Annotated in this window: 14 protein-coding genes and 2 tRNA genes; 15 read left to right on the top strand and 1 reads right to left on the bottom strand. The window is 58.5% G+C overall.

Annotation, left to right across the window (positions count from 1 at the left end):
* Positions 1–4 precede the first annotated feature (4 nt).
* The 11 genes from tilS to HQN82_RS16925 all read left to right on the top strand — a co-directional run bounded on the left by tilS (position 5) and on the right by HQN82_RS16925 (position 14157).
* On the top strand, positions 5–1345 hold the full coding sequence (gene tilS / locus HQN82_RS16975; protein WP_173615323.1) for a tRNA lysidine(34) synthetase TilS: 1341 nt from the start codon (positions 5–7) through the stop codon (positions 1343–1345).
* Positions 1346–1499: 154 nt separating this feature from the next.
* Positions 1500–3464, top strand: coding sequence for an ATP-dependent zinc metalloprotease FtsH (gene ftsH / locus HQN82_RS16970; protein ID WP_173615322.1), 1965 nt, complete (start codon positions 1500–1502; stop codon positions 3462–3464).
* A 189-nt stretch (positions 3465–3653) separates the two neighbouring features.
* Positions 3654–5006, top strand: coding sequence for a phosphoglucosamine mutase (gene glmM / locus HQN82_RS16965; protein ID WP_004445721.1), 1353 nt, complete (start codon positions 3654–3656; stop codon positions 5004–5006).
* A gap of 186 nt (positions 5007–5192) precedes the next feature.
* Complete coding sequence (locus tag HQN82_RS16960) at positions 5193–6032, top strand: outer membrane protein (RefSeq protein ID WP_173615321.1); 840 nt, start codon at positions 5193–5195, stop codon at positions 6030–6032.
* Positions 6033–6244: 212 nt separating this feature from the next.
* Positions 6245–7423: a phosphoserine transaminase gene (locus tag HQN82_RS16955; RefSeq protein WP_173615320.1), complete on the top strand. Its 1179-nt coding sequence runs from the start codon at positions 6245–6247 to the stop codon at positions 7421–7423.
* Between the two features lie 82 nt (positions 7424–7505).
* Positions 7506–9101 (top strand): phosphoglycerate dehydrogenase, encoded by a 1596-nt coding sequence (gene serA / locus HQN82_RS16950; RefSeq protein WP_173615319.1) that lies wholly within the window; start codon positions 7506–7508, stop codon positions 9099–9101.
* Between the two features lie 221 nt (positions 9102–9322).
* On the top strand, positions 9323–10396 hold the full coding sequence (locus HQN82_RS16945) for a Tim44 domain-containing protein (protein WP_173615318.1): 1074 nt from the start codon (positions 9323–9325) through the stop codon (positions 10394–10396).
* Between the two features lie 448 nt (positions 10397–10844).
* Positions 10845–12035 carry an OpgC family protein gene (locus HQN82_RS16940; RefSeq protein ID WP_173615317.1) on the top strand — a complete coding sequence of 397 codons (1191 nt, stop codon included), beginning with the start codon at positions 10845–10847 and terminating at the stop codon, positions 12033–12035.
* 206 nt (positions 12036–12241) lie between these two features.
* Positions 12242–13438 carry a tRNA 2-thiouridine(34) synthase MnmA gene (gene mnmA, locus HQN82_RS16935; protein ID WP_035209137.1) on the top strand — a complete coding sequence of 399 codons (1197 nt, stop codon included), beginning with the start codon at positions 12242–12244 and terminating at the stop codon, positions 13436–13438.
* A 135-nt stretch (positions 13439–13573) separates the two neighbouring features.
* Positions 13574–13650: transfer RNA gene (locus tag HQN82_RS16930), tRNA-Met, on the top strand.
* Positions 13651–13725: 75 nt separating this feature from the next.
* Entirely contained in the window at positions 13726–14157 is a 432-nt protein-coding gene (locus HQN82_RS16925; RefSeq protein ID WP_173615316.1) for a hypothetical protein, read from the top strand.
* A 28-nt stretch (positions 14158–14185) separates the two neighbouring features.
* Here HQN82_RS16925 and HQN82_RS16920 read toward each other — a convergent pair.
* Positions 14186–14260: transfer RNA gene (locus HQN82_RS16920), tRNA-Gly, on the bottom strand.
* 254 nt (positions 14261–14514) lie between these two features.
* Here HQN82_RS16920 and HQN82_RS16915 point away from each other — a divergent pair.
* The 4 genes from HQN82_RS16915 to HQN82_RS16900 all read left to right on the top strand — a co-directional run bounded on the left by HQN82_RS16915 (position 14515) and on the right by HQN82_RS16900 (position 16984).
* Positions 14515–15024, top strand: a complete 510-nt coding sequence (locus HQN82_RS16915) for a prolyl-tRNA synthetase associated domain-containing protein (RefSeq protein WP_173615315.1) — start codon at positions 14515–14517, stop codon at positions 15022–15024.
* 53 nt (positions 15025–15077) lie between these two features.
* Positions 15078–16046 carry a thioredoxin gene (trxA, locus tag HQN82_RS16910; protein ID WP_173615314.1) on the top strand — a complete coding sequence of 323 codons (969 nt, stop codon included), beginning with the start codon at positions 15078–15080 and terminating at the stop codon, positions 16044–16046.
* A gap of 67 nt (positions 16047–16113) precedes the next feature.
* The gene (locus HQN82_RS16905) at positions 16114–16785 is read left to right on the top strand and encodes an LON peptidase substrate-binding domain-containing protein (protein WP_162696268.1); all 672 of its coding nucleotides are present in this window, start codon (positions 16114–16116) and stop codon (positions 16783–16785) included.
* 10 nt (positions 16786–16795) lie between these two features.
* Positions 16796–16984: a Trm112 family protein gene (locus HQN82_RS16900; protein WP_004445702.1), complete on the top strand. Its 189-nt coding sequence runs from the start codon at positions 16796–16798 to the stop codon at positions 16982–16984.
* Positions 16985–17089: the final 105 nt, after the last annotated feature.

Genomic DNA, 17089 nt, shown 5'->3' with positions numbered 1-17089 from the left:
GTCCATGCCTGCCACGACCAGCATTCCAGACGAAACCGGGCTTGTCCCGCTTGAGGCTGCGCGACTATTCGTCGCAAAATTGCACAAGCCCGCGCATATTCTCGTGGCAATTTCCGGCGGCAGCGATTCCACCGGTTTGTTGCTCGCATTGCAAGAAGCCTCCATGTGTTCAAGGGATGAAGTGCGATTGTCGGCCGTCACGGTCGATCATGCGCTTAGGCCCGAGTCATCCCACGAGGCAAACAAAGTCGCCTCGTTGTGTGCCGGGCTTGGAGTCTCTCACGCAATCCGCCGTTGGGATGATCCAAAACCAGCATCTGGTTTGTCCGATGCCTCGCGGCAGGCGCGTTACCGGCTGATCGCAGATGTCGCGGATACGATCGGCGCAGATGTCATCGTGACAGGACATACAAAGGGGGACCAACGGGAAACGGTTGCGATGCGCGCCGCCCGCGGCAATCGGGCTGATAATCTCGGCTTATCAGGTATGGCAGACGCCGTGCTCTATGGTGGGCGTCACTGGGTCGTGCGGCCATTTCTTCACTGCGACCGCCAAGCCATTCGCGATTATCTTCTCGAAAGGGCGCAAGGCTGGATCGATGATCCAAGCAACGAAAATCGCAAAAATGAGCGGGTGCGGGTGCGGCAGGCGCTGGCGGATACGCCATGTCTTTTTCAGAATGTGACATCCGACATAAGGTCGAAATTATCCGCACGCGCAGCGCGGTTTATACAGCTTAACTCTCACTTCTTTCTCCTTGGTTTAATCAGGATCAATGCTGAGAGCCTTGGCGAAGACCCTACCATCATCCGGTATGCGCTGTCGGCGCTATCAGGCGTTGTCGGCGGTCGACGATATCCAATGGCTTCCGACACGATGGACAGAGTGATGGCGCTTGTCGCGAAGCGCGAACCGGGGAGGACAACGGCGAATCGCGTCGTGTTTGATTACCGCAAGGATGCCCTCTACCTGATGCGGGAAAACAGAAACATTCCATCACTGCAAATGCCGCCGGGCGCGAGGATGGTTTGGGACGAGCGCTTCGAGGTGTTCAACCATTCCGATGCAGAGATAGTCGTCCGCGCTTTTGGCGCCGGAGACCCAACGGGTATTCCTATCAAGCCTTCCGGTTTCATTCCTCCGGGGATATTGAAGCGCTCCAAACAGACGATGCCCGTCTTCGTGCGCGAAAATCACGATCTCGCATTTCCGGGGTCAGGCGTGGCGGCGATCCGCCCGCTGCTTGCGCCTTATGATCTTTTTCTGCCGCGTTTCGACCTTGAGTTGGCCAATGTGATTGCCACGCGCCTCCTGCGCGCCGCTTACCCACAGCCCCCGGTTTAAATCGGGCCTCATTTTCGTGAATTGCCTTGGAACAGTTTTTACACCAAAACGCATCAGATAATGCGCTTTGCCTTGGCAAGGGCAGATGTCGTCCTTATGTTAAGGGCACGTAATAGCGGGCAGTAGTTGTGCCCGTGTGAGTTCGGGGAGTTCGATGAACCCAAATTTCAGAAATTTCGCCTTGTGGGCCGTGATCGCCCTCTTGCTGATCGCGCTGTTCAGCATGTTCCAGACGTCGCCGACGCAAACGGGTTCGCGGGAGATTCCGTATTCCCAGTTTATTCGCGACGTGGATTCCGGGCGAGTTCGCGACGTGACCGTCACCGGTAACCGGGTTCTTGGAACCTATACCGAAAACGGCACGGCCTTTCAGACCTATTCCCCCGTTATCGACGACAGCTTGATGGAGCGCTTGCAGAGCAAGAACGTCACCATCGTGGCGCGTCCCGAAAGCGATGGATCCTCCGGTTTCCTGAGCTATCTCGGCACGCTTCTGCCGATGTTTCTCATTCTTGGCGTCTGGCTGTTCTTCATGCGGCAGATGCAGGGTGGTTCGCGTGGCGCGATGGGCTTTGGCAAGTCCAAGGCCAAGCTTCTGACGGAAGCGCATGGCCGCGTAACGTTTGACGACGTTGCCGGTGTGGACGAAGCCAAGCAGGATCTTGAGGAAATCGTGGAATTCCTGCGTGACCCGCAGAAGTTCCAGCGCCTCGGCGGCAAGATTCCGCGCGGCGTTCTGCTTGTTGGTCCTCCGGGCACCGGTAAGACGCTTCTTGCGCGTTCCGTCGCAGGTGAGGCAAACGTGCCGTTCTTCACGATTTCCGGTTCGGATTTCGTGGAAATGTTCGTTGGCGTCGGTGCCAGCCGTGTGCGTGACATGTTTGAGCAGGCGAAGAAGAATGCGCCTTGCATCATCTTCATCGATGAAATCGATGCCGTCGGTCGTCATCGTGGCGCCGGCCTCGGCGGCGGTAACGACGAGCGCGAGCAGACGCTGAACCAGCTCCTGGTCGAAATGGACGGTTTCGAGGCGAATGAAGGCATCATCCTTATCGCCGCCACCAACCGTCCCGACGTTCTCGACCCAGCACTTCTGCGTCCCGGCCGTTTCGACCGTCAGGTCGTTGTGCCGAACCCGGACATTGTCGGCCGCGAGCGTATCCTCAAGGTGCATATCCGCAACGTGCCGCTGGCTCCGAATGTCGATCTCAAGGTTCTCGCCCGCGGCACCCCCGGTTTTTCGGGTGCGGACCTGATGAACCTCGTCAACGAAGCCGCCCTCATGGCCGCCCGCCGCAACAAGCGTGTGGTCACCATGCAGGAATTCGAAGACGCCAAGGACAAGATCATGATGGGTGCGGAGCGCCGCTCTTCCGCCATGACCGAGGCCGAAAAGAAGCTGACCGCCTATCACGAAGCCGGTCATGCCATCACCGCTCTGAAGGTTGCCGTGGCCGATCCGTTGCACAAGGCAACGATCATCCCGCGCGGCCGCGCACTTGGCATGGTCATGCAGCTGCCGGAAGGCGACCGCTATTCCATGAGCTACAAGTGGATGGTGTCGCGCCTCGTCATCATGATGGGTGGCCGCGTTGCCGAAGAACTGACCTTCGGTAAGGAAAACATTACCTCGGGCGCTTCCTCAGATATCGAGCAGGCAACCAAGCTTGCCCGCGCCATGGTGACGCAATGGGGCTTTTCCGATGCGCTCGGCCAGGTCTCCTATGGTGAAAACCAGCAGGAAGTGTTCCTCGGCCATTCAGTCTCGCAATCGAAGAACGTCTCCGAAGCCACAGCCCAGACGATCGACACGGAAGTTCGCCGCCTGATCGACGAGGCTTATGCCGAGGCCCGCCGCATTCTGACGGAAAATCACGATGGTTTCGTTGCGATTGCCGAAGGTCTGCTCGAATACGAAACCCTGACGGGTGACGAGATCAAGGCCCTGCTGAAGGGCGAAAAACCCGCCCGCGACCTGGGAGACGATTCTCCGGGCAGCCGTGGTTCCGCAGTGCCAAAAGCCGGCACCAAGAAGGACGGCCCTAGCGAAGTGAAGGGTGACGGCGAAGCAAAGGGCGACGGCGAGGCCGAAGGCGGCATGGAGCCGCAGCCACATTGATCGACCGCGCCTGTTAGAAATTGTAAAAGGCCATCCGGGTTCCGGGTGGCCTTTTCATTTTGGTAACAAGATATAAGCCATTTTTGCGGTAATTTACGTGCTGTTTATCGTGGTTTGTGGCATCTAGCCAAAAACGCTTCCGGCTGTTTTCAGTTTATGCCGGAATGCTGGAAAAGATTTGGAGTTCAAATGGCACGCCGTTATTTCGGAACCGATGGTATCCGCGGACAATCGAACGTCTTCCCCATGACGCCTGATCTGGCGATGCGGGTGGGCATTGCCGTCGGGACGATCTTCCGCCGTGGCCATCATCGCCATCGTGTCGTCATCGGCAAGGATACGCGCCTTTCCGGCTATATGCTGGAAAACGCCCTGGTTGCCGGCTTCACCGCCGCCGGTCTCGACGTCTTCCTGCTTGGCCCGATCCCGACGCCGGCCGTCGCCATGCTGACCCGCTCGCTGCGCGCCGATATCGGCGTGATGATCTCGGCCTCGCACAATCCCTTCTCCGACAACGGCATCAAGCTTTTCGGGCCTGACGGTTACAAGCTTTCCGATGAGCTGGAGCTGGAGATCGAAGACCTCCTCGACAAGGATATCTACGCCCAACTGGCGAAACCTGCCGAAATCGGCCGGGCGAAGCGCGTCGATGGCGACATCTATCGTTATATCGAGTTCGTGAAGCGCACCCTGCCGCGCGACGTGACATTGAGCGGCCTGCGAATCGCCATCGACTGTGCCAATGGCGCGGCTTATAAGGTGGCGCCCGCGGCGCTCTGGGAACTGGGCGCGGAAGTCGTCACCATCGGCAACGAGCCGAACGGCATCAACATTAACCTCGAATGTGGTTCCACGCACCCCGAAGCCCTTCAGAAAAAGGTCCACGAGGTGCGAGCCGATATCGGCATTGCGCTGGATGGTGATGCGGACCGCGTCATCATCGTTGATGAACGCGGTGAGATCGTCGATGGCGACCAGCTGATGGCCGTCATCGCCGACAGCTGGGCCGAAGACAACACGCTCCGCGGCGGTGGCATCGTCGCAACTGTCATGTCCAATCTCGGTCTTGAGCGTTTTCTTGGTGACAAGGGCCTCACCCTTGCCCGCACCAAGGTGGGCGACCGCTATGTGGTCGAACACATGCGCAACCACAATTTCAATGTTGGCGGTGAGCAGTCCGGCCATATCGTGCTGTCGGATTACGGCACGACGGGGGATGGCCTCGTTGCGGCATTGCAGGTTCTCGCCAAGGTCAAGCGCTCCGGCCGCACGGTGAGCGAGGTTTGCCGCAAGTTCGAGCCCGTGCCGCAGCTTTTGAAGAATGTCCGTATCTCCGGTGGCAAACCGCTGGAAAACCCGGTCGTGCAACAGGCAATTGCGGATGCGGAAAGTGCGCTTGCCGATAATGGCCGTCTCGTCATCCGCCCTTCCGGCACCGAACCGCTGATCCGCGTGATGGCGGAAGGCGACGATAGCGCGAAGGTGGAGCGTATCGTCAATGATCTTGTCGGCATCATCGCGAATGCACGCTCTGCCGCGTGAGGCATAGCAACAATAAATCAGCAAAAAGCCGGCCTTCCGCCGGCTTTTTCTTTGAGTATTTACTAATAAATATAGTGAATGAGCGTGGTTAATCGGGACTTAACCATTTTACGTCAATCTCCATGACTGAACAGTTCACTGGCATCTGCTGCCGCAAACGCACGTGCCTCTTCTGGAGTGGAAGTCATGAAAAACGCCCTGGCCGGATTTCTGGCCGTCCTGCTGACCGGCACCAGCACCATTGCCGCCGATCTTTATCAAGCTGAGCCTGCGCCGACCTATGCTCCCGAAGTGGAGATCACCCAGGCAAGCGGCTGGTATCTGCGTGGCGACGTCGGTTATTCTTTCAATAAGCTGCGTGGTGCCAATTATTATCAGGGTGGCCCTGGTGGCTATCTCGCTGATTTCGATACTGCGAAGATCGACGATAGCTATGTCATTGGCGCCGGCGTCGGTTATCAGTTCAACAACTATTTCCGCAGTGACGTGACCTTTGACTATATGGGTAAGTCGGATTTTCGTGGCTCCACGAGCGGTTTCTGCGGTTCCGTTCCCGGCCGCTGCGTCTCGGAGGACCTTAGCTCGGTTCGCGCCTATACTCTGATGGCAAATGCCTACGTCGATCTCGGCACTTACGGACGCGTGACACCGTATGTCGGCGGTGGTATCGGCGGCTCCTACGTCAAGTGGGACAAGCTGCGTAACACATCCTGCAGTGTCAATGGTCTTGGCTGCGACCCGACCACCGAACACGGCGGCAGGGGCAAGTGGCGTTTCGCTTACGCCCTTATGGCCGGCGCATCCATTGATGTCACCTGTAATCTGAAGGCCGATATCGGTTACCGTTTCCGTCACATCAACAAGGGCGACATGTTCGCTTATGAGAATGGCGGCGGCCCCGGCCGTGACAAGGGCCTCTATTCGCATGAAGTGCGCGTCGGTGGCCGTTATGTCTTCAACGGCTGCGATACCGCACAATACATGCCGCCCGCCGATATTCCTCTGCAGCCTGCCGTTTATAAATAAACGTCACGCCAACCTGATAGTTTCGGGCCGTCCGCATCCTCCGGGTGCGGGCGGTTTTGTTTTATCGGCATGTGGCAAGGGACATGACGCATATGGACCAAGAATCTTCTGCGTAGCGACATATTCCGCTTGACTGGGATCGGCGACAGGAATAGCAACGGCGTCAGGACACTCCACCCTAACGTGGAGCGCCTATCTGGAAGGGTAGTCAAATGACAGATATCGTGAAGCCGGACGTCCGTCCGGGCAATACGCATTTTTCCTCTGGTCCCTGCTCGAAGCGTCCCGGTTGGTCGCTAGATGCTCTCTCCGATGCGTCGCTCGGTCGCTCGCATCGCGCCAAGGTTGGCAAAGCCAAGCTGAAGCAGGCAATCGATCTCACCCGTGAAGTTCTTGATGTTCCTGCCGATTATCGCATCGGTATCGTTCCCGCATCCGACACCGGCGCCGTTGAAATGGCGCTCTGGTCGCTGCTCGGCGAACGTGGCGTCGATATGCTCGCCTGGGAAAGCTTCGGCGCCGGCTGGGTCACCGACGTCGTCAAGCAGCTGAAGCTGAAGGACGTTCGCAAGTTCGAGGCCGATTACGGTCTGCTGCCGAACTTTGCCGAAGTCGATTTCGACCGCGACGTGGTCTTCACCTGGAACGGCACGACCTCCGGCGTTCGCGTTCCCAATGCCGATTTCATTCCCGCCGACCGCAAGGGCCTGACCATCTGCGACGCCACCTCGGCGGCTTTCGCGCAGGATATGGACTTTACGAAACTCGACGTCGTCACCTTCTCCTGGCAGAAGGTTCTGGGCGGCGAGGGCGGCCATGGCGTCATCATCCTGTCGCCGCGCGCCGTTGAGCGTCTCTTGAGCTACGCACCGGCATGGCCGCTGCCAAAAATCTTCCGCATGGTTTCCGGCGGCAAGCTGATCGAAGGCATCTTCAGCGGTGAAACCATCAACACGCCGTCCATGCTCTGCGTTGAAGATTATATCGACGCGCTGCTCTGGGCAAAGAACCTCGGTGGCCTGAAGGCGCTGATCGGCCGCGCTGATGCCAATGCCAAGGTGATTTACGATTTCATCGAGAAGAACGACTGGATCGCCAACCTAGCCGTGAAGCCGGAAACCCGCTCCAACACGTCTGTTTGCCTCAAGATCGTCGATCCCGAGGTCCAGGCGCTGGATGCCGCGGCACAGGCCGATTTCGCCAAAGGCGTCGTCGCCCTGCTCGAAAAGGAAAATGTCGCCCTCGATATCGGCGCTTACCGTGACGCCCCGTCCGGTCTGCGCATCTGGGCCGGCGCCACCATTGAGACGGCCGATATGGAAGCCGTCATGCCCTGGCTCATCTGGGCTTACCAGACGCAGAAGGCAGCACTTTCCAAGGCTGCCGCCTGATTTGATACCGGCCCTGCGCTGATGCAGGGCCGCATAGTTCCCGCTTTCAAAACTGCACCGTTTTTCAAGGAGCCCGTGAACCATGGCACCTCGCGTACTCGTATCCGACGAACTGTCGGAAACCGCCGTCCAGATTTTCCGTGATCGTGGCGTCGAAGTTGATTTCCAGCCGAAGCTCGGCAAGGACAAGGACAAGCTTGCCGAAATCATCGGCAATTACGATGGCCTGGCTATCCGCTCTGCCACCAAGGCAACCGAAAAGCTGATCGAAGCCGCGACCAACCTCAAGGTCATCGGCCGCGCCGGCATTGGCGTCGACAATGTTGACATCCCGGCCGCCTCGCGCCGCGGTATCATCGTCATGAACACGCCTTTCGGCAACTCCATCACAACGGCGGAACACGCGATTGCGCTGATGTTTGCCGTCGCCCGCCAGCTTCCGGCAGCCGATAGCTCCACGCAGGCCGGCAAGTGGGAAAAATCCAAGTTCATGGGTGTCGAGATCACCGGCAAGACGCTCGGCGTCATCGGTGCGGGTAACATCGGCTCCATCGTCTGCTCGCGTGCACTTGGCCTCAAGATGCACGTTCTCGCCTATGACCCCTTCCTGTCGCCGGAGCGCGCGCAGGAAATGGGCGTCACTAAGGTTGAACTGGACGAGTTGCTAGCCCAGGCCGATTTCATCACCCTGCATGTTCCGATGACCGACAAGACGCGCGGCATCCTGAACGCCGAGAACCTTGCCAAGACCAAGAAGGGCGTGCGTATCGTCAACTGCGCCCGTGGTGGTCTTGTGGATGAAGCTGCCCTTGCGGAAGCCATCAAGTCCGGCCACGTCGCCGGTGCCGGTTTTGACGTGTTCGAAGTCGAGCCCGCCACCGAGAGCCCGCTTTTCGGCCTTCCGAACGTCGTCTGCACGCCGCATCTTGGCGCTTCGACCACGGAAGCACAGGAAAACGTTGCCCTGCAGGTTGCCGAGCAGATGTCGGATTATCTCGTCAAGGGTGCCGTCTCCAACGCCATCAACATGCCGTCGATCACGGCTGATGAAGCACCGCGCCTGAAGCCCTTCATTCGTCTGGCGGATGTTCTCGGTTCTTTCGTTGGTCAGGTCCAGGAAAGCGCCACGAAAGAAATCGAAATCCTTTACGACGGTGCAACCGCCAACATGAACACGAAGGCGTTGACCAGTGCATTGCTGGCTGGCCTCATCCGCAGTCAGGTTGCCGACGTGAACATGGTTTCGGCCCCCGTCATGATCAAGGAGAAAGGCATCATCCTTTCCGAGGTCAAGCGCGACAAGACCGGCGTTTACGACGGTTACATCAAGCTGACGGTGAAGACGGAAAACCAGATCCGCTCGGTTGCCGGCACGGTGTTCTCGGATGGCAAGCCACGTTTCATCCAGATCAAGAACATCAACATGGATGCCGATGTCGGATCGCACATGATCTACATCACCAATACCGACGTTCCCGGCATGATCGGCTTCATGGGCACCACGCTCGGCGAGGCTGGCGTCAACATCGCCAACTTCCAGCTTGGACGTGAAAAGGAAGGCGGCGACGCCATCGCCCTGCTTTATGTCGACGGTCCGGTTTCCGAAGAGGTGCTGGACAAGCTGCGCGCCAACCCGGCCATCCGCCACGTCAAGCCGCTGACGTTCAACGTCGACTGATCTATCGTTCCTCCCAAGGGGACAATAGGAACCGGTGCAGGGGAAACCCTGTGCCGGTTTTTGTTTTTCCAGCTTTCGAATTGCGGCAGATTTCACGCGCCTCACGCCTTGGTTGCATATCACAAAAAATTTAAGCCGAGCGGTCTAAAAATGATGATCATGAGTTGCTATATCGCCTGTTGAGATGCCGCTCATGGGAGGGCGGCCAACAGGAGATAACGATGTTTGCTGCCTTTCGGCGCTTCAAGGGTTTGTTCGCAGTCGCCGCGCTTGGTATCGCGGTGTCTTTTGTGGCGGTTGATATGGCAGAAGCACGTCGCGCCAGCGGCGGTTTTGGCAGCCGTGGCACGCGGACTTACTCCGCTCCCCCTTCGACCAGCACTGCGCCCGGCCAGACCGCGCCGATTAACCGCAGCATGACGCCCAACACCAATCAGGCAGCGCCGAGCGCTGCTCAGCCAGCTCGTCCCGGCGCGCAGGCGCCGCAGCAGAATCGCGGTCTGTTTGGCGGCATGATGGGCGGTCTGATGGGCGGGCTGCTGATGGGCGGTCTGTTCGGCATGCTTCTGGGTGGTGGTTTCGGCGGCATGGCCGGTTTCTTCGGCATGTTGCTGCAGGTTGCGCTGATCGGCCTTCTGGTCATGCTGGCCATGCGTTTCTTCGCGTCGCGCCGTCAGGGCCAGCCCGCTTATGGATCGGCCAACGGCTCGCCCCGCACGGATCACTCCGGCTCCTCCTATAATAGCGGTTCGCAGGCGGGTCCGGCCGCATCCTCGTTCAAGATCCCGAAGATCGGCGCGATGGCCGGCGCTGCGGGCGGAGCGGCTGCTGCTGCCGCAACGGCAAAGCCCACAGCCCACGCCAACGCCATCTCGGAAGGCGACGAAATCGGCATCACGCAGGGCGACCTCGAGACGTTCCAGAAAATGCTGGAAGACGTGCAGGCTGCCTACGCCGCCGAAGATTATGGCACATTGCGCAAACTGACGACGCCAGAAGCCATGTCTTATCTCGCTGAAGAACTCAGCGATAACGCGACAAGCGGCGTGAAAAACGACGTGCGCGAGGTGACGCTGCTGCAGGGCGATGTCGCCGAAGCATGGCACGAAGAAGGGCAGGACTACGCGACAGTCGCAATGCGTTACTCTGCCATCGACGTGATGCGCGACCGCACCTCCGGCAAGGTGATCGAAGGTGACGAGCAACATCCGTCCGAGTCGGTGGAAATGTGGACCTTTGTCCGCCGCCCCGGCAACGACAACTGGCAGGTCGCCGCCATCCAGGCCGCCGCCTGACGAATCAGAGCCTCTTAAACGGATAAGGCCCGGCGGTCGCTTCACCGCCGGGCCTTATCCGTTTCGTTCGATAAGCTTCCTAAAAAGCATGGCGGGATGCCGCCAAAAAAGATTGGGAGATCTTACGGGTGATATATCCGCCAACCACGCGCGGCGGATTCGGCTTTCCCCTGCCATGCAAGGCCTTGAGGCTTGTTTGCCTCGGTATGTCCCGGGCGCATGGCTCATCCGCTTCACGGAATTGCCTTTTTTCATTCATCCGTCATTCAGTCCCCGCGTCCTAACCACAGGGCGTACACGTCAATGTGACTTTTCGTGCCGGTTCTAAACCGCTTTGGGAGCGGAACCTCAGCCGCAAAAACGCGTTGACAATCCAATTCCCGGCATCTCGCAGGCCGGGCTGGGTGGCCGGGCAATGCACGGCCCGCGAGAACGGAGAGCTATCGAAATGAAACGCTTTGACCTGATCGACGGGATGCGTGGTTACTTCCTCGTCTTCATGCTGATCAACCATCTGGTGTTTGCCGGCGGCTTCTGGCTGGTGGAAATCAATCATCGCCAGTTCGCTTTTGTCGAGGACGCGCAGGGCTTCGTATTCCTGTCCGGCCTGCTGATCGGCATGGTATACGCGCGCAAGATGATGAAATATGGCTATGACGCCGGTAAACAGATGATCTGGAACCGCGCGCTGGAACTCTATCGTTATGCGATGGGTCTCGTCATTGCCGTTTTGTTCTTCCGTATGATCATCCCGCATGCGCCCTATATCTGGTACAATTGGCTCGGCATGACGTCTTTCGACGATCCGCTGCGTCTGGCGGCAATTGCGACATTTCTCTTCCAGCCGACCTTCATGGACATTCTGCCGCAATATATTGTCTACATGATTTTTGCGCCTGTCCTGGTGAAGCTCTGCCTCGATGGCAAGTGGGCCTATGTCATGGCCGGCTCGCTGCTGTTGTGGATGGCGGGACAGCTTGGCCTACAGCAGATCTTGACGACGCCTCTCAATGAACTTGTGAAGGGCGCGGACGAACAGGGTATTCGCGTTAGCTTCAACCTGCTCGGCTGGCAGCTGGTGTTCTACTCGGCGCTGGTGATGGGTGCTATGACGGCGCAGAACCGCATTCCGTGGAAGAAGATTTTCTCCCCGGAGCACACTTGGCTGCCGAAGGCCGCGCTTGTTATCTGCCTGTTCTTCATGCCGCTCCGCATCGCTACCGCGTGGGGTCTGATGCCGGAATTCATGATGGGCAAGTTTTCGACGATGGAAATCCGCGCCGATTTCGGCCCGGTCTATCTCATCAACTTCCTCGCCGTCGGCGTTGGCCTCACCTGGCTCGTGATTGCTGGACCGCATCACCACCGCCCGCTCGTGCGCTCCATCGCCGAAGGCGTTATCTGGGTGCTGTCGCTGAAGTTCCTGCAATTGCTCGGCCGCCACTCGCTGCAGGTCTATGTCTGGCACGTGGCGATCGTCTACGGCGTTTATTATCTCGATGGCCGCACGGCGGAACTGTCGCAGCTGAACAAGACGCTGATCGCCTTCACGGCCATCGGATTGCTGGCCATGCCCGCCCTGTGGCGGGAGCGCGACAAGTGGTTCGGCAGCAGCGGCCAGAAGACAGCTGGCGCCTGAAGTCCTCCACAGAGGGAATCAGACGGCTTTACGGGGCGGTTTTCCGCCCCGTACTTGCGTGTGAAGCCATTCCTTTCTATATGCAGCCCTTAAATCCGCAGTATGCGAGACAGGACGGCCCCGTTTTGTGGGCAGGGTTTCTCGCGGCGGATGACCGACAGGCGGCGGGGCCTTTACCCCCGTTATGACTGACGATGGGAAAAAACGTGAATACGCTCGATTTTGACAAGAGGCCGGAAGATACCCGGATCGTTGTCGCCATGTCCGGTGGCGTCGATTCTTCTGTTGTGGCCGGTATCCTCAAGCGCGAGGGCTATGATGTCCTCGGCATCACCCTCCAGCTGTATGACCATGGCGCCGCCGTGCACCGCGCCGGCTCCTGTTGCGCCGGCCAGGATATCGACGATGCGCGCCGGGTCTGCGAAACGCTGGGTATCCCCCATTACGTGCTGGATTATGAAGCGCGTTTCCGTGAAACCGTCATCAACCCCTTTGCGGAAGCTTATGCGATGGGTGAGACGCCCATTCCCTGTGTTGCCTGCAACCAGACGGTAAAATTCGCCGATCTTCTAGCGACTGCGCAGGAACTGGGTGCCGATGCGCTGGCCACGGGCCACTACATCCGTTCGCGGCCCAACCCCGTTCCCGGCCAGCCGGGCCGCCGCGCGCTCTATCGGCCGATCGACAGCGACCGCGACCAGAGCTGGTTCCTGTTCGCAACCACGCAGGAACAGATCGATTATCTGCGCTTTCCACTCGGTGGCCTCTCCAAGGCCGAAACGCGGGCTTTGGCGGAAGAAATGGGGCTTGTCGTTGCCAAGAAGGCCGACAGCCAGGATATCTGTTTCGTACCGCAGGGAAAATATACCGATATCATCAACAAGCTGAAGCCGAATGCGGCTCTGGCGGGTGATATCGTGCATCTCGACGGGCGTGTGCTCGGCCGCCACGATGGCATCGTGCATTATACGATCGGCCAGCGCCGCGGTATCGGCGTTGCGACGGGCGAGCCGCTTTACGTCGTGCATCTCGATGCGCGTGGCCGCCGGGTCATCGTTGGCCCACGTGAGGCGCTGGAAACCCGCCGCGTCTATCTGCGTGACATGAACTGGTTGGGTGATGGCGACTTGGCCGTCGACGCCGGGCAGGGCTTCGCCTGCTTCGCCAAGGTGCGTTCCACCCGTCCTCCGACGGAGGCAGTGCTGCATGCGGATGAGAATGGCATCTATGTGGACCTGATGACCGGAGAAGCGGGTGTCGCGCCCGGTCAGGCCTGCGTGCTTTATTCCGCGCCGGGCGCGGATGCCCGCGTGTACGGTGGTGGTTTCATTGAACGGTCCGAGCGCTCGGCGGAGGCCGAGGCGTCGCTCAAGGCGCTCTTGGAAAAGCCGGTTGCCGCCTGAAACCACTCGCTTTTTGCAGCGATGCGGAAAGCGAATTTTTTGCGCATCTTGCGCTTGACACTTTGGGGAGCGGCACCTTATAAGCCGCTCATCCTGATGGAACGGCCGGTCACATGACTGTCACGTTTCCCCTGTGGCGGGGTAGCTCAGGTGGTTAGAGCAGCGGAATCATAATCCGCGTGTCGGGGGTTCAAGTCCCTCTCCCGCTACCACTTTCCTTCATACGAAAAAACCATACCTTACCGTGTAGCGCGGGAGTTCGTTGCTTGTCTCAGCGGAAAATAGCAATGGATAAGGCGGCGTTGCCGGCGAGTTTCGCCCAAAAAAAGGGAAACCCGCTTACTGCTAAAATGCAGCCAGCGGGCCTCGACCTCTACCCCCTCCCACAAGGGCGGCTGCACAAAAGCACACTGAATGAAATATGGCAAGATCAAGGCATCATATTGTTGCTGCTGACAGGGTTGTTCTGCCATTCAGCCGCGTATGACGGAGCTCTCACCCGTAGTTTTAAAGGGGCGGGCGCAGGAGGCGACTTTAAAGAGGGTAAAAAAATGCCCGCTGGCAGCGGGCAGTCAGAGGGAACTGAGGTTAGGAGCCTCAGCGTTCAAACGGCCATCCTCGATATAGGTTCCGCCCGGGGGACAATTTTTGTACCGCTCGCACACAGACAATATGAAGCCGATGACGCCGGAACGAAAACCGCCGCTGCGAAAAAATAAACATCCGGAAGATCATGACTTGGGAAACTGGAGCGGGCGAAGGGATTTGAACCCTCGACCCCAACCTTGGCAAGGTTGTGCTCTACCCCTGAGCTACACCCGCTCAAATCCACCGGTCCGGGGTAGTATGCTGAACCGTGGGCCGCCGAAGCGGCGACGGGCGCTATATCGCTCAATCGATTTTGGAATGCAACAGGGAAATGACGAAAACGCGAAAATTTCTTTGAGAAATGCGACAAGCGGCGGAAAAGATTGATAATTTTTCCTGCAGCCGATTTTTCCCGCGTTGCCAATCGGCGGCTGCCCCCTTAATCATGAGGCAACGACAATGGAATCGGCAGAGGCAGGCGGCAGCATATGGCGGAGAATTCTCGCAAGACGGCAGCGGAGCTGTTCGAATTTCTCGATGGGCTCGGAATTTCGCACACCACGAAACAGCACGAGCCTGTCTTTACCGTCGCGGAATCGCAGTCATTGCGCGACCTCATCCCCGGCGGCCACACAAAGAACCTCTTTGTAAAGGACAAGAAGGACCAGTACTTCGTTCTGACCGTGGAAGAAAACGCGGTCGTGGATCTGAAAAGCGTCCATAAGACCATCGGTGCGGCAAGCCGCGTGTCCTTCGGCCGGCCGGAAAAAATGCTCGAATATCTGGGTGTGGTGCCGGGTTCGGTCACGGTGTTCGGCGCAATCAACGACACGGACCGGCAGGTCACTTTTGTGTTGGATAGCGCGCTTCTGGAAAACGAACTTGTCAATGGCCACCCGCTCTCCAACGAGCAGACGACGACAATCGCATCCGCGGATCTCATTCGCTTTCTCGAGGCGACCGGACATACGCCGCTTGTCTTGAAAGTCAGCGAGTGAGATACGATCTTTGCTTCAATCAAGACATATGACAGAGGTTACGGGAGACCGGCATGAGCGACACGAATAATCCTTACGGCGGTTCCTACGGCGGGCAGATGTCCGCAAGCGCGCACTATAGTGGCGAGCTGAATGGTGCGTCCTCCGGACACATCAAGGACACAACGACGGCTGGTTTCTCCAAGGACGTTCTCGAAGAGTCACGTCGTCAGCCAGTTCTCGTGGATTTCTGGGCACCCTGGTGCGGCCCGTGCAAACAGCTGACGCCCGTGCTCGAGAAAGTCGTCAACGAAGCGAATGGCCGCGTGAAGCTCGTGAAGCTGAACATTGACGACCACCCGTCCATTCCCGGCCAGCTCGGCATCCAGTCCATTCCGGCAATCGTGGCTTTTGCGGATGGCCGGCCGGTCGACGGCTTCATGGGTGCGGTGCCGGAAAGCCAGATCAAGCAATTCATCGAAAAGATTGCCGGCCCTGATGCGGGCGATCCCAGGGCGGAGATCGAGGCCGTTCTGACCGAAGCGAAACAGCTTCTGGCCGATGGCGATTTTAACGGCGCAGCACAGCTCTTTGGCGCTGTCATGCAGGCGGATCCGGAAAACCCCGCAGCGATTGCCGGCATTGCCGAATGCATGATCGCCGCCGGACAATATGAGCGGGCCAGTGAATTGCTGTCGTCACTGCCGGCGGAACTCAATGAGGATGCGGGCATTCAGCTCGTTTCGAAAAAGATCGCTCAATATGAGGAAGCCCGCAAGATCGGCGATCCAGTGGCGCTGGAAAGCGAACTGGCAGCCGACCCGGATCGACACGAGGCACGGGTTAAGCTTGCAAAGGTGCTGAATGCGCAGGGTCGGCGCGACGAGGCGGCGGATCATCTGCTCTACGTTATGCGTAAGGATCGGACCTTCGATGACGACGGCGCGCGCCGCCAGCTTCTCGAATTTTTCGAGGCCTGGGGCTTTAAGGATCCGGCGACCGTCGCCGGCCGCCGGAAGCTTTCGTCGATACTGTTTTCGTGATGCGGGCATATCCCGGCCAGGCGGTTGATCCGCCGGCCGGCAGCAGTGAACAGGGGGCTTGATTCCCATGCATGTCGGAAATGCAAGATATGTGAAGAGCGACGACCTGCCGGAAACCGTGCCGGTTTTTCCCCTTCCCGGTGCTCTTCTGTTGCCGGAAGGCCATCTTCCACTCAATATCTTCGAGCCAAGATATCTTGCCATGATCGACACGGCGTTGGCGGGTCACCGTCTCATCGGCATGGTGCAGCCAGCCCTTCATGTCATTGAATCGGGCCTGGAAGGCGGGCCGTTGAGTGCGGTTGGGTGCCTTGGCCGCATCACCTCCTTTTCCGAAACCGGCGATGGCCGTTACATCATCTCGCTCACCGGTGTGTGCCGTTTCCGTCTGCTGGAGGAGGTGGAGGCCGGCAAGCCCTATCGCAGTTTCCGTCACGCGCCCTTCATCGCCGATCTCTCCGGCGAATACGATGAGGAGGCCGTGGACCGTGAAAACCTGCTGCGGGTGTTCCGCTCGTTTCTGGAGGCCAACCAGCTGGAAGCGGATTGGGAGAGTGTGGAAAGGGCCGGCAACCGTGTTCTGGTCAATTCGCTTTCCATGATGTCTCCCTTTGGACCCGCCGAAAAACAGGCGCTGCTGGAAGCGCCCGATCTCAAGACGCGGGCCGAAACATTGATCGCAATCACCGAGATCGTTCTTGCCCAGGGATCGGGTGAGGGCGGCAACGTGCTGCAGTAGGATCGCCGCCATGGACGACAGGATGAACAACGTCGATCCGAAGCTTCTCGAATTGCTTGTCTGCCCTTTGACGAAGGGCCGCCTTTCCTATGACCGCGCCCGCAATGAACTCATCTCCGAAAATGCGCGGCTTGCTTATCCAATTCGTGACGGTGTGCCGATCATGCTCATCTCGGAAGCGCGTAAAATAGAGGACTAAACGCAGCTTCTTTTCCTCTCCACAGATTGTCATGAGGCGAATTGACGAAGATGCGTTGACAACCATGCGTGGATTTGACCAGAGTCCCGCCCGACATGTCTGTTG

Origin of the sequence: Agrobacterium pusense (assembly GCF_013285525.1) — a bacterium.
Taxonomy (GTDB): domain Bacteria; phylum Pseudomonadota; class Alphaproteobacteria; order Rhizobiales; family Rhizobiaceae; genus Agrobacterium; species Agrobacterium pusense.
This window is presented reverse-complemented; position numbering and strand designations above follow the sequence as displayed.